The following is a 16,909-nucleotide window of genomic DNA, read 5'->3' as shown; positions in this document are numbered from 1 at the left end:
TTATAATGTAATTGTAAATATTAACTGATTGTATCCAGAGGATTCCGTTTCATAATGAGCGGATAGCGTTCGGGATGTTTCAGGCTTTCTATTTCCAGATCAATTCCCAAGGCTTCCCATTCGATGGCAGATTGTCCGCACATCTTGACATTCAGTACGTCTGATATACGTGCATCTTTCAGCCAGGGTACACGGTTGTACGAAATGAAGTAGTCGTTACCCAAGACCGAGAGCATGATGCCTTGCGCATTAATCATTAATACGCTTGCCGATGTGTTCTGCAAATTGAAGCAGAAACCTTCTTCTCTTTTGAAGATAGGACTCATACGTTTATTCGTTTACTACCGTATAAATGTCCTTATAGTTTCGTCCGAATCCGTCGTAATCCAATCCGTATCCCACAATGAAGTCGTTGGGGATGCTCATGGCGGCATACTCTATATTGAGGTTCACCTTCAGCTTTTCGGGTTTTACCAGCAGGGTAGCGATATGTATCTCTTTGGGCCCGCGGGTGCCCAACGTCTCAAGCAGGCGTTGCATGGTGAGGCCTGTGTCCACAATGTCTTCCACGATGACCACCGTGCGGTCGCTCAGGTCTTCGTTGATGCCGATGACTTCCTTGACGGCGCCTGTCGATGCGACTCCCTGATACGAAGCCAACTTGACGAACGATATCTCGCAGGGGATGGTGATGCGTTTCATCAGGTCGGCAGTGAACATGAACGAACCGTTCAGTACGCTCAGAAAGAGCGGATTCTTGCCGGCCAGGTCACGGTTGATTTCGTTGGCCACGCGGCTCACTTCTTTCAATATGTCCTCCTCCTTGATGGAGACGGTGAACTTCTTGTCTTTAATCTGTATGCTATCCATGGGGCTTGTGAATCTTAAATTGATGCAAAGGTAGCGATTTTATTCCACTCCATGCATCATCTTCTGCAATTTCTTCGACAGCAGGAAGAGGATGAGCGATGCCGCGGCCGACATGACAACGAACACCATGAAGAAGTCGAACATCGTCTCGATGCGATAACCCAGCAGCGTTTTCACCTTTCCGGCTTCGGGATAAAGCCCCGACAACGTACCGGCAAACTTATTGGCCGTGGCCGTGGACAGGTACCAGATGCCCATCATCAGCGAAGCGAAACGGACGGGTGTCAGCTTGTTCACCATCGACAGCCCGATGGGAGAAAGGGCAATCTCGCCCATCGTATGGATGAAGTACAGGCCCGTCAGCCAGATGAGGCTTACCTTAACGCCGGGTTGTACGTCTTTCACTCCGAAGCAGATGACCAGATAGCCCAACGACAGGAGCAACAATCCGATGGCCTGCTTGGTGGGTGAAGAAGGCTCCATGTGCCGGCGAGCCAATGCTCCCCATACGCCCGGCATGATGGCTGCCAGAATGACGACAAAGAAGGGATTGAACGACTGAATCCACGAGGCAGGCATCTCCCAGCCGAAAATGACACGGTCGGTCTGCTCCGAAGCAAACAGCGTGAGCGAAGCGCCGGCCTGCTCGTAGGCTGCCCAGAAGAAGATGACGAAGAAGGCGATGATGTAAATCACCCAAATGCGGTCGCGCTCTATCTTGGTGAGCGAACCGTCCATCAGGATGCTGGCCGGGAAAACAATGCAGGCTGTAAAGATGCCGATGCTGATCCAGTCGTTGCCGAAGCACCAGTAGAAGAACAAGGCAAGCACAACGGCCATCGCGCAGCATATCCACAGGTTGCGGCGTTTGCGTCGGGCCTCTTCCGGCGTCGGCGTTTGGGTCTTTTTGCCTTCCGTCTCCTTGCGTGCATCGGGCACGATGCCCAATGGCTGTCCGTCGGGACCGTTGAGGTATCTGCTCTTCTGCGACTCGAACAGCACCACAGTGAATACCGTGACGATGGCAGCAATCAGGAAGCCCCATTTGAAGTCCTGAGGATTGCCCGTTTCGCCGAAGTAACCACAGACAAGCGGAGCGAGGAACGAGCCTACGTTGACACCCATATAGAATATGGTATAGGCCGAGTCAAGTCGCCGGTCACCAGGCTCGTACAACTGTCCGACGAGCGACGATACCGTAGGCTTGAAGAATCCGTTTCCTAATATAAGAAATGTAAGTCCGCCGTACATCAGTCCGTGCGATAACTCTTGCGCATCGAGCATCGAAGCGCTGAAGAACATCAGGAACTGTCCGATAGCCATCAGCATGGCTCCCCAGAAGACGGAGCGCCGGATACCCCAGTACTTGTCGGCTACATAGCCGCCGATAAGCGGTGTCAGGTAAACCAGCCCCGTATAGCTGCCATAGATGGAGGCAGCCCTTTCGGTATCGAAAAGCAATGCTTGGGTAAGAAACAGAATGAAGATGGCACGCATGCCATAGTAGCTGAAGCGCTCTGCCGTGCTGGTAGCAAAAATCAGGTAGAGCCCTTTGGGATGTTTGGATGTACTCATTGTTATTATATTATTATGCCTTTTTAAAATTTTGCTGCAAAAGTAGTGATTCTTCGTGACAGCACGCACAGTTTCTTCTATTTCCTTTGGATAAATGATGCTAATTTCGTCTTTTCTCTTGCCAAGTGGAATGAAATGGCGGCAGCTCTCCCGGCCGTAGGGTTGCTGCCGCTCAATGCCCGTAACAGCTTTTTCGTCAGTCTGATAGTCTCTCTTTCTGCCAAAATGACCGTAAAACGTGACACAAAAGGAGGTCTGGTATCTATTTCCCCCTTTGGCACAACGTTTGTCCTTTAATAGGCGTCTGCCGATGAGGCGGACAGAAATCAACTGAATAATAACAAATAAAAAAATAACGATCATGGGAAAAATTATTGGTATTGACTTAGGAACTACAAACTCTTGTGTTGCTGTATTCGAAGGCAACGAACCTGTAGTAATCGCCAACAGCGAAGGTAAGCGTACAACTCCTTCCGTAGTGGCATTTGTAGATGGTGGTGAACGTAAGGTAGGTGATCCTGCCAAACGTCAGGCTATCACAAACCCGAAACGTACGGTGTACTCCATCAAGCGTTTCATGGGTGAAAATTGGGCACAGGTACAGAAAGAAATCGCTCGTGTACCTTATCCGGTAGTGAACGACAACAACATGCCGCGTGTTGACATCGACGGACGTCACTACACTCCGCAGGAAATTTCAGCAATGATTCTTCAGAAGATGAAGAAGACAGCCGAAGATTACCTGGGACAGGAAGTAACAGAAGCCGTTATCACCGTTCCTGCTTACTTCTCCGACTCACAGCGTCAGGCTACGAAGGAAGCCGGTCAGATTGCAGGTCTGGACGTTAAACGTATTGTAAACGAACCGACTGCAGCCGCCTTGGCTTACGGTGTGGATAAGGCCAACAAGGATATGAAGGTTGCCGTATTCGACCTCGGTGGTGGTACGTTCGATATCTCTATCCTGGAATTCGGTGGTGGTGTATTCGAAGTGCTTTCTACCAATGGTGATACTCACCTGGGTGGTGATGACTTCGATCAGGCTATCATCAACTGGTTGGTACAGGAATTCAAGAACGACGAAGGTGCCGATCTGACAACCGACCCGATGGCAATGCAACGTCTGAAGGAAGCTGCCGAAAAGGCGAAGATCGAATTGTCTTCTTCTACTTCTACCGAAATCAACTTGCCGTACATCATGCCGGTAGGTGGTGTGCCTAAGCACTTGGTTAAGACTTTGACTCGTGCTAAGTTCGAGCAACTGACTCACGACTTGATTCAGGCTTGCTTGGAGCCGTGTAAGAAGGCAGTCAGCGATGCTGGTTTGAGCACTTCCGATATCGATGAAGTAATCCTGGTAGGTGGTTCTTCTCGTATCCCGGCCGTTCAGAAACTGGTTCAGGACTACTTCGGCAAAGTTCCTTCGAAGGGTGTTAACCCCGATGAAGTTGTAGCCGTAGGTGCTGCTATTCAGGGTGCCGTATTGAATAAGGAAGCCGGTGTGGGCAACATCGTCTTGCTGGATGTTACTCCGTTGACATTGGGTATTGAGACCATGGGTGGTGTAATGACCAAACTGATTGATGCCAACACAACTATTCCTTGCAAGAAGAGTGAAGTCTTCTCGACGGCTGCCGATAACCAGACCGAGGTAACCATTCACGTACTGCAGGGTGAGCGTCCTATGGCTGCTCAGAACAAGTCAATCGGTCAGTTCAACCTGACAGGTATTGCTCCGGCTCGTCGTGGTGTTCCTCAGATTGAGGTTACATTCGATATCGACGCCAACGGTATCTTGAAGGTATCTGCCAAGGATAAGGCTACCGGTAAGGAACAGGCCATCCGTATCGAAGCTTCCAGCGGTTTGAGCAAAGAAGAAATCGAACGTATGAAAGCCGAAGCCGAAGCCAACGCCGAAGCAGATAAGAAGGAAAAGGAACGTATCGATAAGCTGAACCAGGCTGACTCAATGATTTTCACTACCGAGAATCAGTTGAAGGAACTGGGCGATAAGCTTCCTGCCGACAAGAAAGCTCCTATTGAAGCTGCCTTGCAAAAACTGAAAGACGCTCACAAAGCTCAGGATTTGGCTGCTATCGACAGTGCAATGGCCGAACTGAACACTGCTTTCCAAGCTGCCAGCGCTGAGATGTATGCACAGACTGGTGCTCAAGGTGGTGCACAGCAAGGTGCAGGTTTCCAAGGTGGTGCCAACGCCGGCCAAGGAAATGCTCAAAACAATGGCAAACAGGATGATAATGTTCAGGATGCTGATTTTGAGGAAGTGAAATAAGTATCGATAAACAACGATAAATATCCATAAGAAAAGAGGTGTAACTCAATAAGTTACACCTCTTTTCTTTTTTTTGTTTTTTTCTTTGATTTTGTTTGTTTGCTGTTTTTTTATTGTATATTTGTACCATATTTGTACCGCGATAAAAAAGTAGGAAATCTGCGATAAAATATAAATAAGTTGAATGCAAACAGTTAAAAATCAGCATTATGCCAGTAGCAAAGTTCGAGATAAAGCGTAAATGCCAAATATGCGGTCAGGAGTTTATTGCTAAAACCATAGAATCATGGTATTGTTCTAAACGCTGTTCCAATATAGCATATAAACGCAGGAGAGATGAGGAGAAGAGAAACCTACGCTTGGATGAAATCGTGAAAAACATTCCGGATAACCAAGATTATATCAAAGTATCAGAAGCCTATGCCCTGTTCGGTATCAGTATAGATACTCTATATCGTCTGATACATAAAGGCGCAATTTCGCATATAAATCTTGGGGTAAATCAAATCCGGGTTAACAAAGAGGAGTTACTGAAACTTTATCCACTACGAAGAAAAGCTTTGACTAAATCAAAACCTGTGGCAAAGCTTTATAGTTTGGAACCGGAGGATTGCTATACTATTGGTGAAATTGCAGAAAAATATCACTTAAATGATTCCACTGTATATTTACATATCCGTAAATACTCTATTCCTACAAGACAAATAGGTAATTTCGTTTATGTACCTAAAAAAGAAATTGATGAACTATATAAAGGCGCAAAGAAATGAAAAAAGCTATGGCAAATACAAGAGTTTCTGTGAAACTTAGAAAAACTGATTATCGGGAAGAATGGTATCTTTATATTGAGGCATATCCAGTATTTCAGAAAGGCTCTTCTACTCCGCAAAGAGTACGAGAATATCTTAATCGTACAATTTCTACTCCGATATGGGATAAATCAAAAAAATCCCGAACGAAAGCAGATGGGAAAAATACTTATAAGCCAAAACGCGATATGAATGGTGTTATACAATGTAAATCGCAGTTGGATCAAGAAAATTGTATATATGCAGACAAGGTCAGAAGCCTTCGACAAAAGGAATACGATAATGCAGCTCTCTATTCAGACACAGATGCACAACAGGCAGAAATGTTGGAACGTTCTCGTTGTAATTTCATCGAATATTTTAATCATGTGCAACAAACTCGTCATGTCCGTGGGTCTGAATCAATCATTGTTAACTGGAGACGTGTACATGAACTGCTGAAAATATTTGCTGATGGTGATACTATTACTTTTGCCCAAATTGATATGCATTTGGTTGAGTCATTCCGTAATTTTATGATGACGGCACCACAGGGAGGTGGTAAAAGTGGTACAGTGTCACAGAATACGGCTGCAACTTATTTCTCAATCTTCAAGGCTGCATTAAAACAGGCATTTATAGATGGATATTTGACAGTTGATATTTCCGCAAAAGTCAAAGGTATTCAGGAAAAGGAAAGCCGACGTGAATTTCTTACCGTTGATGAACTCAATCGTCTTGCCCAAACTCCATGTAGCCCAATACTCAAACGTGCAGCTCTATTCTCGGCCCTTACAGGCATTCGCCATTGCGATATTCAGAAAATGAAATGGTCTGAAATTGAAGAGTTTAATGGAGGTTATCGTATCAATTTTACACAGCAGAAGACAAAAGGTGTTGAATATATGCCTATTTCCGAACAGGCTTATCAACTCTGTGGTGAACGTCAGGATTCAAACTTGCTTGTTTTTGCCGGGCTTCCGGATCCGGCTTGGATAAGCCGGCCGTTAAAGAAATGGATAGAGGCTGCTGGTATAAAAAAGCATATAACATTTCACTGCTTCCGCCATTCATACGCTACCCTACAACTTGCTGGAGGAACAGATATATATACTGTAAGTAAAATGCTTGGGCATACAAATGTTAAAACTACTCAGATATATACAAAGGTTATTGATGCAAAAAAGGAGAAGGCAACCGAAACCATTAAATTAGATTTGTCATCTACGGAATAGAGTTATAGGTATGGACTTATCTATCTTTACAGTTGGTATTGTGGCTGATATAATTTATGAGTTTTTATGTCTTTTATTTATGGATGGCTTATGATTTTCTTATGATACTATTCATAAATAGAAAAAAACGATAATGGATTGTATCATTATATGTTTTGATAATCAATGATGTATGTTTATGTACTCAATGAATCGTCTATGCTTTTTTATGTGCTGCTCTGCATTGATAAATCAGCAATAAAAATCCTTTTTTCTTTGCAGCCATAATAACTGAAAGGAAGACATGGACGAGAAAAGAAACATTACATTTGAAGATTTGCCAAAGGCATTATCGTGGGTAATAGATAAGCTTATTCAGCTTGATTTAAAGATAGACAATCTAGCAAGTACATCCCAACTACCCCCTGCTGAACAGTGGATGAATTTAAAGGAATTATGTGAGTACTTGCCAAGTCATCCAGCAGAACAAACAGTTTATGGATGGACTAGTTGTCATCTGATACCATTCCATAAGAAAGGAAAGCGGATCATGTTCTTGAAATCAGAGATTAACTTGTGGTTACGAGAAAGCAAAATGAGATCATCGTATGAGCTTGAAAGAGATGCAGAGCAATTTGTTCAGTCCAAGAACGCGCGTAAATTCTGATATAACAGGCTTTGTTTTGTCATTGTTGACACTATCGGAAATATTATCTCTATCGTTTCACATCCATTTTAACTTATACAGTCAGGTTTTTATATTTGCTTATATGTGGTTTAGTTTAGTTTAGCATATATAAAGCTAACAAACCAAACTAAACTACTTTTTAAGATAATAATGCAGCCAAAAGAGAAGATATTTTTTCTTTTGGCTGCATTATTTTTATTCTCTTTCTTCTCCCTTTTATATGTTGTTTGTTCCCGTGTATCAGACTTTCGGGGCTTATGAATAAAATTAAGGTGCAAAGGTATATGTTATGGTAACTATTAAAGCAAGTTCATGTCTTTTGATTCTCGTACAAATCTCCACGCTCCTTTCTGGAGGTTGTATTTGTACACGAAAACTTGCATGAATAGCCATAACACCTTTTGAGCACCCGAATTTTAATCAACCCCGAAGTAGTTGATACTACATAAGGGAAATAATAACAATCAAAACGATAGCATTATGTTTGAATACGAAGAACAGACAGAAATCATTGGTGCAAGATGCACTTTGCACGAAGCGTACAAAGGCTATACAGAGGGAACGGTTGTAGGAGACTTCGGACTCAGAATTGTAGTACAGCTCGATAACGGTAAGGAGGTTGTCGAATACCGTGATGAAGTAACGATTTACGATTGATTGATTGATGATCGATTAAATATATTGGGATATGGGAAATTTTAGATTTTATCAGGATTGTAAAGTTACGTGCTGGGAACGTGATTATTTTACCGTTGAAGCAGAGAATTATGAGGAAGCGGCAGCTATCGTGCGTTCCTGGAAATGTGATGATGTTACTAATGTCACTGACAAGCGCATTCACCTGGAGAGAAATGAAGTCCTTCGTGATACTTCTGAACGTATATTTCCTGATGAGAATGGTGGTTGTCCCACTATGGAAATATATAATACTGATGGTTTGGCTGTTATAAATGACGCTCCGGATTTGGAGCTAAATCTTGAATCTTAAATCAATTGTCGAAATGGATGTGATAATAGAACATATATTTTGTCAATATAGCGACGAAGCTACAGCCCTGTATTTACGGATAATCAATGTGATACTTTTGTCTTCCGATGAAGAAGAACTTCGTGCAAGTATGGAAAAACTAAGGCATACAACCAATTTTGATAAATACTTCATTTATGGTTTTGGTAAGCATCATATTTGGGTGTGTCTGCGCAAGCCAAGCGACAGGAATAAGGTATTTGAAAATCGGGTTTTAATGGCCCAGTTCTGAATTGGTCAGGTTTCTGGAATATTCCTTTCAGAAACCTGATTCCTTGTTATAAGCGGCATCCGCATAAATCCTGTTTTAATGCTTTCGTATCCGTTTATATCTCTGTCGTTTTCTTTTGGCTGTGCCTCTGCCTTTTTTACGTTATTAGCGCTATTGATGCGGGCCTGAGAGGGCCAGATGTATAATTCATTACTTTCCTATTCCTTTTCTCTTTTTTATTTCTCCTTTTCAAGGCGGATATGGTGTCCTCCGATGCATTTCCATCACCGTCCTTCAGACCATTCCCGTATTCAGGCAGCCTTTTGTCTGCTGCATTTTTTCCAAGCCAGATTCTCCTGGTGTTATCGTATCCTCCTTATACTCCATATCTTCGGAGCCGATGCTTTCTGTCCTGTCTTCATAAATCTGCCAGCTCCAATTTTTATGATGTACCTTGCCGGTTAGTACGAATTTATATTTCCATCCTTTTCCAACCTGTTTTTGTTGTTTGTTCCCGCTTTTTCATTATTGCTTTTGTCCGAAGTCGTCATCATTTTCCGATGCAAAGATAGTGTGCAGCCGGGAGTGGCCTATGGCCTCTGCCAATGGCGTGTATGCGAAAATCTTCCTTTATCAGGCCTTCGGTTTGGCATAAAGCCAAAATAAAGAGTATTTGCGCTACATCCTTGGCTTGTCCCTTGAACAGCACCTACTTTTTCATGCAGCGTAAAATTGATGTTTAACTTCTAAAAGCAATTGATTATGAAAAAGGTAGAAAACAACTTCATCGTAACAGGTTATGTAGGTAAGGATGCTGAAATCCGTCAGTTCACCACCGCAAGTGTAGCACGCTTTTCAATAGCGGTCAGCCGTCAGGAAAAGAATGGTGAGGAAAGCAGCTATGTATCGGCCTTCATGAATATTGAAGCATGGAGAAAGAACGAGAACACTTCTTCGTTCGAGAATCTGACCAAAGGAACGCTGCTTACAGTTGAAGGCTACTTCAAGCCTGAAGAGTGGACTGACAAGGACGGTGTCAAGAAGAACCGCATTATAATGGTGGCCACCAAGTTATATCCGGCCGTTGAAAAGGAAGAAGAAGCTCCTGCGGAAGCTCCCAAAGGCAAAAAGGGCAGGAAATAAATCCTGCCTTTACATACACAGGCGGCCTTCAGGCCGCTTTTTTTATATCTCTACACACTTTCAGAAGTTCCATTTTTATCACGTCATTCCGGGTTTCTACCACCGCAGATATTGAATTTGTACGTGCAAAATTAAGGAGGAGGTGAACCGTCAAGGAGCTTATCATTTTCTGTTAAGAATCATCAACTCGTTTACTCGCCAACAATTCTTAAACATAAATGATCCAGTATCCTACTTATTCGCTTCTTCCTTGGCTTGTTCACCTCTTTTCTCCTTTGTCAAGGCACGTCAATTCAAAATCCTGCCGGTGAGGTAAGACCTCAAAAGCAGGGAAATGAAGCAGAATGTATAACTTATATTTTTATATCATGAAACAGATGTTTATTTGGTCAAGTGAAGTTGTTTTTGATGAACAGACGAAATCAGAAATGCAGGAGTCTAAACGTGAATTGTTGGGCGATGATTCTTATGTACTGTCAGAGGAAGATATAGCCGACGAACTTCGCCGGGAACTTGAAGACGAACGCAGTAATCTTAACAAGATTATCGACGGCGTTATTATAGTATTTGGTGACCTCGGTCTTTGGAATGGCCGGCGGCAAGGGTTTCAGATTTTAGGAAATAATATTGCCAATATACTGTATAGTCAATGTGAGATAGCTGAGTGGTACGGAGACGGCTATAATATCAGGGGACGTATGTCGCACCACGATGGTACGAACTATACTCTTTATCGCATCGCTAAAGACAGAGAAGATGCAGAACATATTGCAGAAATGATTTATAACCATGAGATTGATGAAGCCGGTTTCAGACGCAGAACACGTTCCCTATATCCGCACGTGGCAGAGGTGTACGGATGGAAGATACGTGGGCGTAGAAATCTATAAAACTGACAACTATGATGGACGTTGCAGCATGATTGATGTATATTTTGCTGCAGCGTTCATTTTATAACACCCCCGGTACTTTCCCTTTGTAGTTCAATTGCCTTTTATATATTCCGGCCATACCGGCATATCCGCTTATAAATCTTGACCAGCATCTTCCTTGATGTGCAATCCAATCCGAAACGCGGTTATTTTGTCTGCAAAGTTCGATTGACTTCTCTTATTCCTGCCAAGGCCTGCTTCGAGCGTGCTGCTGAAAAATCTTCCTTTCGTTTTCTCGAAAGCGTATTTTTCGCATCATCCTTGTCCGGACTGTTTGTCAATCTGCGGGCAGAAAAATAATCAGCCTTCGGTCTAGGATGCGACCAGAGGGAAAATAAAACAACTTAAATTTCATAGTTATGACATTCAAAGAATTTATGCAGGAGAACGGTTACGAGTTGCAGACGACCTTTTGGGAAGACTTTACAATAGCTGACAGATTTGGTTTGTCAGCTATTCAGGACACATTCAATCGTGCTTTTGAAGAGTGGAAAGAGCATTACAAGTATCTTACCGAACTGATTCTTGTGCTTAATCATAAGATATGGCAATATCATGAGAAATGCCCTGAGTTTGCAACGCTGTATAATAGCCTTTGGGAACAGGCTGACCTTTATGCTCAAGAAAACCTTAAAGGTGACGAATTGGACTATTTTTATGAAGTAACTGATTAATTTACAAGGAAATGAAATCAAGTACAGAGCAGACAAATGAAAATGGCCGTTTGACGGTTGAAGAGTTAGTCAATCGAAACAAGACATTCCGGTATATGTTATTATCACGTCTTCAGTCTGATTGTGATTATTATCTTCACTATGGTGGCAGGCACCCCAAGGTCTTGTGGGCTGGCGATGAAACACGCCAGATAGAGTTTATGACAAAACTTCATGAAAGTTTCGGTGCAGGCGAAAAGCCTGAATGGCTGACAATGGAACAAATCCGGCACTATGCTGCCGAAATGTTGGGCGCAGACTCATAAGGTTTCCGACGGTTGGCATATATGCAATCGCCTTTTTATCAATGCTGCACGAACTTTTATGGTTTGGCAGCATTGATTGTTACCAATGTTGATGACTCCAGGTTGCTTGTGCAACAGGGCACAAAGATTCCATTTATACTGTTACCTGTCATCCTTGAAATTACTTTTTCCATAACCTCTCAGCAAGGCTTTTACTATTTTAGCGAATATCCATACTGCTGCAATGACTATTATAATTTCCATACTTATTATATTATTATACATTTATATTATTATATAATTACATGATTATATAATTCAATAATTATATAATCATGTAATTATACAATTAATGCCGTCTTGTTGACTAATATAGGCTGTTGGCCAATCAGTTACAGATTTTCAAGCTTTTCCTTGTTTTCTTCAATATACGTCATAATAATCGCCGATGCAAGAGTTCTCAGAGGAATATTCCTGTTCGAGTTAACACGGATTTTTTCTAATTCCTTTTTTACTTCTTTTGGTAGCCAGATTGCTTCTCCTTGTCCCCCGACACCGGTATATTTGACTATATTTTCTTCAAAGAGTTTTTTGCTCGTTCTTTTTGTTTTAGTTTTCTTTTCGGGACTTTCCTTTTCATCTTGCGCCTGTTCCTCTTTTATATCTTTCAATGTTTTCGGCTGTGTTATGCCGCGCACTATCTGGTCAAGCCCCATATTAGCCAAAGGATTGTCTATTGTAGGTCTCTCATTTCTTTTCATACTCATCTTTTATTTGATAATTTCCATAATCTTGTTGAATGCCGGTTTTACAATATCCAGTTGGGCCTTCTCCAAGGGGTACAAAGTTGTATAGCGTTTCACAGTGACACTTTGTTTTATTGTCGGCGTGACGGTTCCCACCAGACCAAGAAGTTCTGTAGTTTGGGCTCTCTGCCTCAATTCTTCTGATTTTCTTTCCGAGGTGATAATGCGGTTAGGCATAAACACAAGTTGGGCTTCCGATATACTTTTCAGGGCCTTTATGAAAATGCCGGTTGCATCTACGGTGTCGGGATCAAATGAAATCGGAATTACAGCTGTGTCAGCACTCTTATAGATATACTCAAGGTTGCGGTCGTTCAGGTTTCCGGGACAATCAATTAGGACAACGCCGGGAACCTTTTTAAGCTGTGTCATTACCTTTTTTAGTTGTTTGCTGTCCGTAGTGTCAAGCAAATCGACATTCCATGGAGCCTGTACTCCGACAGCTACATCTTGTTCTCTTTGACGGTGGCGATAGAGTGACGCCTGAAGGTCGGCATCTATGGCAATTACCGGAATACCGTTTTCTGCAAGATAACTTGCAAATAGTGCGCAGAGGGTTGTTTTCCCTACGCCTCCTTTGATGTTGCTGAATAATACAATTCTATTTTCCATGCCACTTTAGGTTTTAGTTTTTTTGCTGTTTGCAAATATAAATAATACTCTTATAATATCAAAATATTAATTATACAATTATATAAATATTGCAAGTATATTTATATAATTGTATAATTAATAAATTTATATAAACTAATGATATATAATACTATATGATGAATATTGTATTTTCAATGTTATTATATTACTTATCTTCATTTCGTTATATAATTATATTATTGAATAAAAGTATAATTATATTATTTCGTTCTACAAAGCTTTTTTATCTTGCCAATGCAAAGATGGTGGGTGGCCTGGAATGTTTTCCAATATCTGCCAATGACGTGTCTGCAAAAATCTTTTTTATCATACGAATCTCTTATATCTCTATTGCATTATACCCGTTGTCGCCCGTTAGGTGATGTCATTTTATCTGCAAAGTTAGTTTGCCCCTGAACGTTTTGCCAAGTGATGCTTTGCTTTTCATTTGAAAAATCTTCCTCCTTTGGAGAGTATTTTTCAAGAAACACTTGTCTTCACTATAGTGCAAACTTTGGGGCAGAAAAATCGACAATTTCCTCCGGGCGGAGTAAGCCGGGACATAAGGGAAACAAATGTTTTTAATTAACTTCTTAAATATTATTTGTTATGAGTATCTTAAAACAAGCTGAAAAAGTGCGTCCTCTTTCCGAACGTGGAGTTTATGCTTATCCTGTCAATCGTTTTAGCCGCGATGCGTCTGATGAGGATATTCTTTCCGATTATGAGAATAGTACCGACAATGAAGATTCGGTCAGGAAATATACCGTTGAAGAATTTCTGTCTTGCGTCAACGACGAGAGTTTTAACAGTCTGGACTATTGGGTTCGTTTGATTTAGTAACCTTGGTGATTCAATGTTCGTTGTTTTATATTAATCGGATAATTTTATGAATTTAGAGAATATCGACAAGAAACAGCTTTTTAGGGGGATTACTGAACTCATGCAGCCGTTGTATTTCCCTGTACCTTATAGTGAAGATAATATTCAGAAATTAGCTCAACACGAATACGAATTGTTTTGTAAGGTAATATCCGTAAAGTATGGTTTCGACAATGATAAGTATGTCTTTGAGCATGATGGCCATTCCCCGTTTGATGTCATATACAACGATGTCATTTGCGAACTGAAATCTCGTATGCGTAAGGACCCTTTCTTGCTTCAGAGTGAAGCCATTCGGCAGCATCTTGCCACGCTGGTGCGTCAGGCCGTTGTCAGAGTCGGAGGATGTCTTGGAACGTTTTACAAGAATGTGGGGATTCACCACATGGAACACGATTCCGAAGATATGTATGATGATGTTCCGGCTGTTGTTTTCAAGAGAGGTATGGCTTGTACTGCCGGTGGATATGAGAGTGCCATGCTGTACGATATTTATCTTGCACAGGATGACAGGCTGATGTGTACTGTTGATGACAAGGATTGTAGCGAGTATGATGTTCCACTTGATACAATTCTTCTTGAAAGCTTATTGGGGCTTGTTCATTGGTTACGTCTTAATAACTTTTTGCCGGATACAGATGCTCCAGATTGGGTGTGTGAGGAGTGCGGTTCATCAGATGTCGAAACTCTTGCTTGGGTCAGGCCAAACGAAAATAATAAATTCGTCGATTATCTTGGCATTGATGACAATGGCAACAACTGGTGTCACCATTGTGAGGAGCACACAGATATTATACAGTTTACAGGTGACGAGAGCTGTAAGCCCTCTTCACGGAATTAATGTTTATGGATAGTATTTGTATCAATAATTTCAATGTTAAAGTGACACACCGTTACAATATGACGTGTTCACATTGTATGATATTAAGCTGTGTCTGTGGTTCACAGCATCATAGTTTTAAGACGATGAGATACATTCTTTCTCACCTCAAACATTGTGAAATACCTTTCGCTTTTATCGTTATTTGAAATCAGATATAAAATAATGAAGACAGTAAACAGTTTGTCTGGAGGAAAAACATCTTCCTACATTGCCGTACATTACCCGGCAGATATCGAAGTCTTTGCGCTTTGTTGCATTGATTGTCACAATGCCGGAGCAACCATTGACAAGCGCATGAAGCAGATGGTCAATGACAGGTTGCAGAAGTATTGCTCACATTATCCCGAATTTGTGGCCACTTCAGAGGACCCGAAAGTCCTCAAGGTTATTTTCGACCTCGAACAGCGAATAGGGCGAGAGATTATCTGGTTACGCGGTATGGGCTGGGAGGAAATGATACGCCGTAAGCGTGCTATTCCCAATCGGACCAAACGTTTTTGTACAACCGTCTTGAAAATGCAGCCTATTTTTGAATTTTTGTATTTTTACCACGAACTGCCCGTTCGTATGAGGATAGGCTACCGTTACGACGAACAGGAACGGGCATTGCGTTTTACCGAGAATTTCAAGTTCGCTTATATGGCCGAGTGGCAGGAGCGGTCCTGCCGCTGGATTAACCGTTGGCAGGATATTCATTGGCGTGTGGGTGAGTTTCCTCTCATAGAAGACCGTATCACCCACTATGATATCCAGCGTTACTGGCAGGACAAAGGTATTGACTTCCCGGAAGATTCCAACTGTCTTAACTGTTTCTGGAAGGCTCCGGCACAGTTGCGCAAGAATTTCGATACATGTCCTCCCGTTATGTGGTGGTCAGCTATACAGGAGGACCTTCAAGGTAATACCTTCAAGGACAAAATGAGTCTTTCATCCATATCCAGGTTGCCGCTTCAGCTCGACTTTTTTTATGGTACAGGTTCAGGCTGTCAGGCAGGCTTCTGTACAGATTGATTTCGTATTCTTCATTGGACCTGCCGGCTGCCTGTCAGTGGGCCTTTCTTAACATTTGTATGCCGTTGTCCCCATCTCGGAAGTTCCCCATATACTTCTTTGCCGGTTAGTATCATCAATGTCGGTGGAAATTATTATACCCCTTTGTAGGTTTCATCTTCTCTTTTTATTTCCATGATTACTCCAATTATAGCTGTTGTTCCAACATTCATTGTTTACATAGGGAGTAGCCATTCATTTCACTGCAAAGTTTTATTGATGCCAGCCATATCTTTACAAGGTTCCCTTCCAGTTATGTCAGAAATCTTCCTTTTTCCTAAAGAAAAAGAGTATTTCAGTCATAAACCTTGCAGATATTGGCATCCATATATTAAGCAGTAAAATTGAATTAATTACTCCCTATTGATAAACAATGGATTATAATAGGGAAAAGTTGAACTTAAAATTTTATGATTATGGTTAAAAAAGTTTTTAAAGTAGGTGGTTGCAAATTCTTTTTATTAAAATGGTGTGATAAGTGGGTGTTTCCTCTTATTTCATATTATTTGGAGGGTAAAGATAGCCCTATTTACATGGCCCTTTTCTCGTGGAACCTGAAGGAAGGCATATTCGTAAAGGAAACTACTGTTACTATTAATTTTCCTAAGCATCCGCGTGGCTTTTGTTGCCAGTTTGTTGATCTCCAGAATAATGGTTCTTCAATGATTGATTGGCTTGTAGATAATGGCTTTGGTTTAGAGACGAAACGTTCTGTAACATCAGGTTTCACCTCTTATCCCGAATTCTACTTCGTAGGTGGCATTAATTTTCATAAGTACAGGAGGTTTTGTGATGAGCATCCGGAGATTTATAAATTTTTCCGTATTTGATTTTCCATCTGTTTTTCAGCCCCATAATCGGGGCTGGAATTTTTAAACAGACTTTCCATCCTGTTATATTTTCTTTTCTCCACTTATACGTGTCTCCCTTTTCTTTTATTGAAATATTAAATTCTT

The 16,909-nt window shown here is 41.7% G+C and carries 20 protein-coding genes; 15 read left to right on the top strand and 5 right to left on the bottom strand.

What is annotated here, in order from left to right:
- Positions 1-20 precede the first annotated feature (20 nt).
- Genes BQ5591_RS17370 through BQ5591_RS17360 form a run of 3 tightly spaced genes read right to left on the bottom strand, consistent with a single transcriptional unit; the run spans position 21 to position 2,445 of the window.
- A complete protein-coding gene (locus tag BQ5591_RS17370) occupies positions 21-326 on the bottom strand; it encodes a DUF2442 domain-containing protein (RefSeq protein ID WP_235817109.1) in 306 nt (101 codons plus the stop codon).
- Positions 327-330: 4 nt separating this feature from the next.
- Entirely contained in the window at positions 331-870 is a 540-nt protein-coding gene (hpt, locus tag BQ5591_RS17365) for a hypoxanthine phosphoribosyltransferase (protein WP_071150290.1), read from the bottom strand.
- 39 nt (positions 871-909) lie between these two features.
- The gene (locus BQ5591_RS17360) at positions 910-2,445 is read right to left on the bottom strand and encodes a peptide MFS transporter (RefSeq protein ID WP_071150289.1); all 1,536 of its coding nucleotides are present in this window, start codon (positions 2,443-2,445) and stop codon (positions 910-912) included.
- Positions 2,446-2,806: 361 nt separating this feature from the next.
- Between BQ5591_RS17360 and dnaK the strand changes: the two genes are divergently transcribed.
- From dnaK to BQ5591_RS17300, 11 genes are all read left to right on the top strand, one after another.
- On the top strand, positions 2,807-4,738 hold the full coding sequence (gene dnaK, locus BQ5591_RS17350) for a molecular chaperone DnaK (RefSeq protein ID WP_071150287.1): 1,932 nt from the start codon (positions 2,807-2,809) through the stop codon (positions 4,736-4,738).
- 209 nt (positions 4,739-4,947) lie between these two features.
- The gene (locus BQ5591_RS17345) at positions 4,948-5,508 is read left to right on the top strand and encodes a helix-turn-helix domain-containing protein (protein ID WP_071150286.1); all 561 of its coding nucleotides are present in this window, start codon (positions 4,948-4,950) and stop codon (positions 5,506-5,508) included.
- Complete coding sequence (locus tag BQ5591_RS17340; RefSeq protein WP_071150285.1) at positions 5,505-6,761, top strand: site-specific integrase; 1,257 nt, start codon at positions 5,505-5,507, stop codon at positions 6,759-6,761. The genes BQ5591_RS17345 and BQ5591_RS17340 overlap by 4 nt, the downstream gene beginning before the upstream one ends.
- Before the next feature lie 283 nt (positions 6,762-7,044).
- Entirely contained in the window at positions 7,045-7,407 is a 363-nt protein-coding gene (locus BQ5591_RS17335) for a helix-turn-helix domain-containing protein (RefSeq protein WP_071150284.1), read from the top strand.
- Positions 7,408-7,908: 501 nt separating this feature from the next.
- Positions 7,909-8,085: a ribonuclease P gene (locus BQ5591_RS17330; protein ID WP_071150283.1), complete on the top strand. Its 177-nt coding sequence runs from the start codon at positions 7,909-7,911 to the stop codon at positions 8,083-8,085.
- A 31-nt stretch (positions 8,086-8,116) separates the two neighbouring features.
- Positions 8,117-8,416: a hypothetical protein gene (locus BQ5591_RS17325; protein WP_071150282.1), complete on the top strand. Its 300-nt coding sequence runs from the start codon at positions 8,117-8,119 to the stop codon at positions 8,414-8,416.
- Between the two features lie 13 nt (positions 8,417-8,429).
- The gene (locus BQ5591_RS17320) at positions 8,430-8,687 is read left to right on the top strand and encodes a hypothetical protein (protein ID WP_071150802.1); all 258 of its coding nucleotides are present in this window, start codon (positions 8,430-8,432) and stop codon (positions 8,685-8,687) included.
- Between the two features lie 741 nt (positions 8,688-9,428).
- The gene (locus BQ5591_RS17315) at positions 9,429-9,809 is read left to right on the top strand and encodes a single-stranded DNA-binding protein (protein ID WP_071150281.1); all 381 of its coding nucleotides are present in this window, start codon (positions 9,429-9,431) and stop codon (positions 9,807-9,809) included.
- Between the two features lie 368 nt (positions 9,810-10,177).
- A complete protein-coding gene (locus tag BQ5591_RS17310) occupies positions 10,178-10,699 on the top strand; it encodes a hypothetical protein (RefSeq protein ID WP_071150801.1) in 522 nt (173 codons plus the stop codon).
- Between the two features lie 401 nt (positions 10,700-11,100).
- Complete coding sequence (locus BQ5591_RS17305) at positions 11,101-11,415, top strand: hypothetical protein (RefSeq protein ID WP_071150280.1); 315 nt, start codon at positions 11,101-11,103, stop codon at positions 11,413-11,415.
- 11 nt (positions 11,416-11,426) lie between these two features.
- Positions 11,427-11,720, top strand: a complete 294-nt coding sequence (locus BQ5591_RS17300) for an LPD11 domain-containing protein (RefSeq protein ID WP_071150279.1) — start codon at positions 11,427-11,429, stop codon at positions 11,718-11,720.
- 371 nt (positions 11,721-12,091) lie between these two features.
- On the opposite strand, the gene BQ5591_RS17295 is transcribed toward BQ5591_RS17300, so the two are convergent.
- Together BQ5591_RS17295 and BQ5591_RS17290 are read right to left on the bottom strand one after the other, a co-directional pair.
- Positions 12,092-12,460: a hypothetical protein gene (locus BQ5591_RS17295; protein WP_071150278.1), complete on the bottom strand. Its 369-nt coding sequence runs from the start codon at positions 12,458-12,460 to the stop codon at positions 12,092-12,094.
- A 9-nt stretch (positions 12,461-12,469) separates the two neighbouring features.
- The gene (locus BQ5591_RS17290; protein WP_071150277.1) at positions 12,470-13,117 is read right to left on the bottom strand and encodes a ParA family protein; all 648 of its coding nucleotides are present in this window, start codon (positions 13,115-13,117) and stop codon (positions 12,470-12,472) included.
- Positions 13,118-13,747: 630 nt separating this feature from the next.
- Between BQ5591_RS17290 and BQ5591_RS17285 the strand changes: the two genes are divergently transcribed.
- From BQ5591_RS17285 to BQ5591_RS17270, 4 genes are all read left to right on the top strand, one after another.
- Positions 13,748-13,978, top strand: coding sequence for a hypothetical protein (locus tag BQ5591_RS17285; protein ID WP_071150276.1), 231 nt, complete (start codon positions 13,748-13,750; stop codon positions 13,976-13,978).
- A 49-nt stretch (positions 13,979-14,027) separates the two neighbouring features.
- The gene (locus tag BQ5591_RS17280) at positions 14,028-14,861 is read left to right on the top strand and encodes a hypothetical protein (RefSeq protein ID WP_071150275.1); all 834 of its coding nucleotides are present in this window, start codon (positions 14,028-14,030) and stop codon (positions 14,859-14,861) included.
- Positions 14,862-15,065: 204 nt separating this feature from the next.
- Complete coding sequence (locus tag BQ5591_RS17275) at positions 15,066-15,914, top strand: hypothetical protein (RefSeq protein WP_071150274.1); 849 nt, start codon at positions 15,066-15,068, stop codon at positions 15,912-15,914.
- Positions 15,915-16,363: 449 nt separating this feature from the next.
- Positions 16,364-16,783: a DUF4313 domain-containing protein gene (locus BQ5591_RS17270; RefSeq protein ID WP_071150273.1), complete on the top strand. Its 420-nt coding sequence runs from the start codon at positions 16,364-16,366 to the stop codon at positions 16,781-16,783.
- Positions 16,784-16,909 lie beyond the last annotated feature (126 nt).

This window comes from Bacteroides ndongoniae (assembly GCF_900108345.1).
Lineage (GTDB): Bacteria > Bacteroidota > Bacteroidia > Bacteroidales > Bacteroidaceae > Bacteroides > Bacteroides ndongoniae.
Note: the sequence above shows the minus strand (reverse complement) of the source record. Positions and strands in the feature narration are given on the sequence as shown.

Coding starts and splice junctions, on each gene's coding strand:
- BQ5591_RS17370 (WP_235817109.1), bottom strand. CDS start 326: ATGAGTCCTATCTTCAAAAGAGAAGAAGGTTTCTGCTTCAATTTGCAG.
- hpt (WP_071150290.1), bottom strand. CDS start 870: ATGGATAGCATACAGATTAAAGACAAGAAGTTCACCGTCTCCATCAAG.
- BQ5591_RS17360 (WP_071150289.1), bottom strand. CDS start 2,445: ATGAGTACATCCAAACATCCCAAAGGGCTCTACCTGATTTTTGCTACC.
- dnaK (WP_071150287.1), top strand. CDS start 2,807: ATGGGAAAAATTATTGGTATTGACTTAGGAACTACAAACTCTTGTGTT.
- BQ5591_RS17345 (WP_071150286.1), top strand. CDS start 4,948: ATGCCAGTAGCAAAGTTCGAGATAAAGCGTAAATGCCAAATATGCGGT.
- BQ5591_RS17340 (WP_071150285.1), top strand. CDS start 5,505: ATGAAAAAAGCTATGGCAAATACAAGAGTTTCTGTGAAACTTAGAAAA.
- BQ5591_RS17335 (WP_071150284.1), top strand. CDS start 7,045: ATGGACGAGAAAAGAAACATTACATTTGAAGATTTGCCAAAGGCATTA.
- BQ5591_RS17330 (WP_071150283.1), top strand. CDS start 7,909: ATGTTTGAATACGAAGAACAGACAGAAATCATTGGTGCAAGATGCACT.
- BQ5591_RS17325 (WP_071150282.1), top strand. CDS start 8,117: ATGGGAAATTTTAGATTTTATCAGGATTGTAAAGTTACGTGCTGGGAA.
- BQ5591_RS17320 (WP_071150802.1), top strand. CDS start 8,430: ATGGATGTGATAATAGAACATATATTTTGTCAATATAGCGACGAAGCT.
- BQ5591_RS17315 (WP_071150281.1), top strand. CDS start 9,429: ATGAAAAAGGTAGAAAACAACTTCATCGTAACAGGTTATGTAGGTAAG.
- BQ5591_RS17310 (WP_071150801.1), top strand. CDS start 10,178: ATGAAACAGATGTTTATTTGGTCAAGTGAAGTTGTTTTTGATGAACAG.
- BQ5591_RS17305 (WP_071150280.1), top strand. CDS start 11,101: ATGACATTCAAAGAATTTATGCAGGAGAACGGTTACGAGTTGCAGACG.
- BQ5591_RS17300 (WP_071150279.1), top strand. CDS start 11,427: ATGAAATCAAGTACAGAGCAGACAAATGAAAATGGCCGTTTGACGGTT.
- BQ5591_RS17295 (WP_071150278.1), bottom strand. CDS start 12,460: ATGAAAAGAAATGAGAGACCTACAATAGACAATCCTTTGGCTAATATG.
- BQ5591_RS17290 (WP_071150277.1), bottom strand. CDS start 13,117: ATGGAAAATAGAATTGTATTATTCAGCAACATCAAAGGAGGCGTAGGG.
- BQ5591_RS17285 (WP_071150276.1), top strand. CDS start 13,748: ATGAGTATCTTAAAACAAGCTGAAAAAGTGCGTCCTCTTTCCGAACGT.
- BQ5591_RS17280 (WP_071150275.1), top strand. CDS start 14,028: ATGAATTTAGAGAATATCGACAAGAAACAGCTTTTTAGGGGGATTACT.
- BQ5591_RS17275 (WP_071150274.1), top strand. CDS start 15,066: ATGAAGACAGTAAACAGTTTGTCTGGAGGAAAAACATCTTCCTACATT.
- BQ5591_RS17270 (WP_071150273.1), top strand. CDS start 16,364: ATGATTATGGTTAAAAAAGTTTTTAAAGTAGGTGGTTGCAAATTCTTT.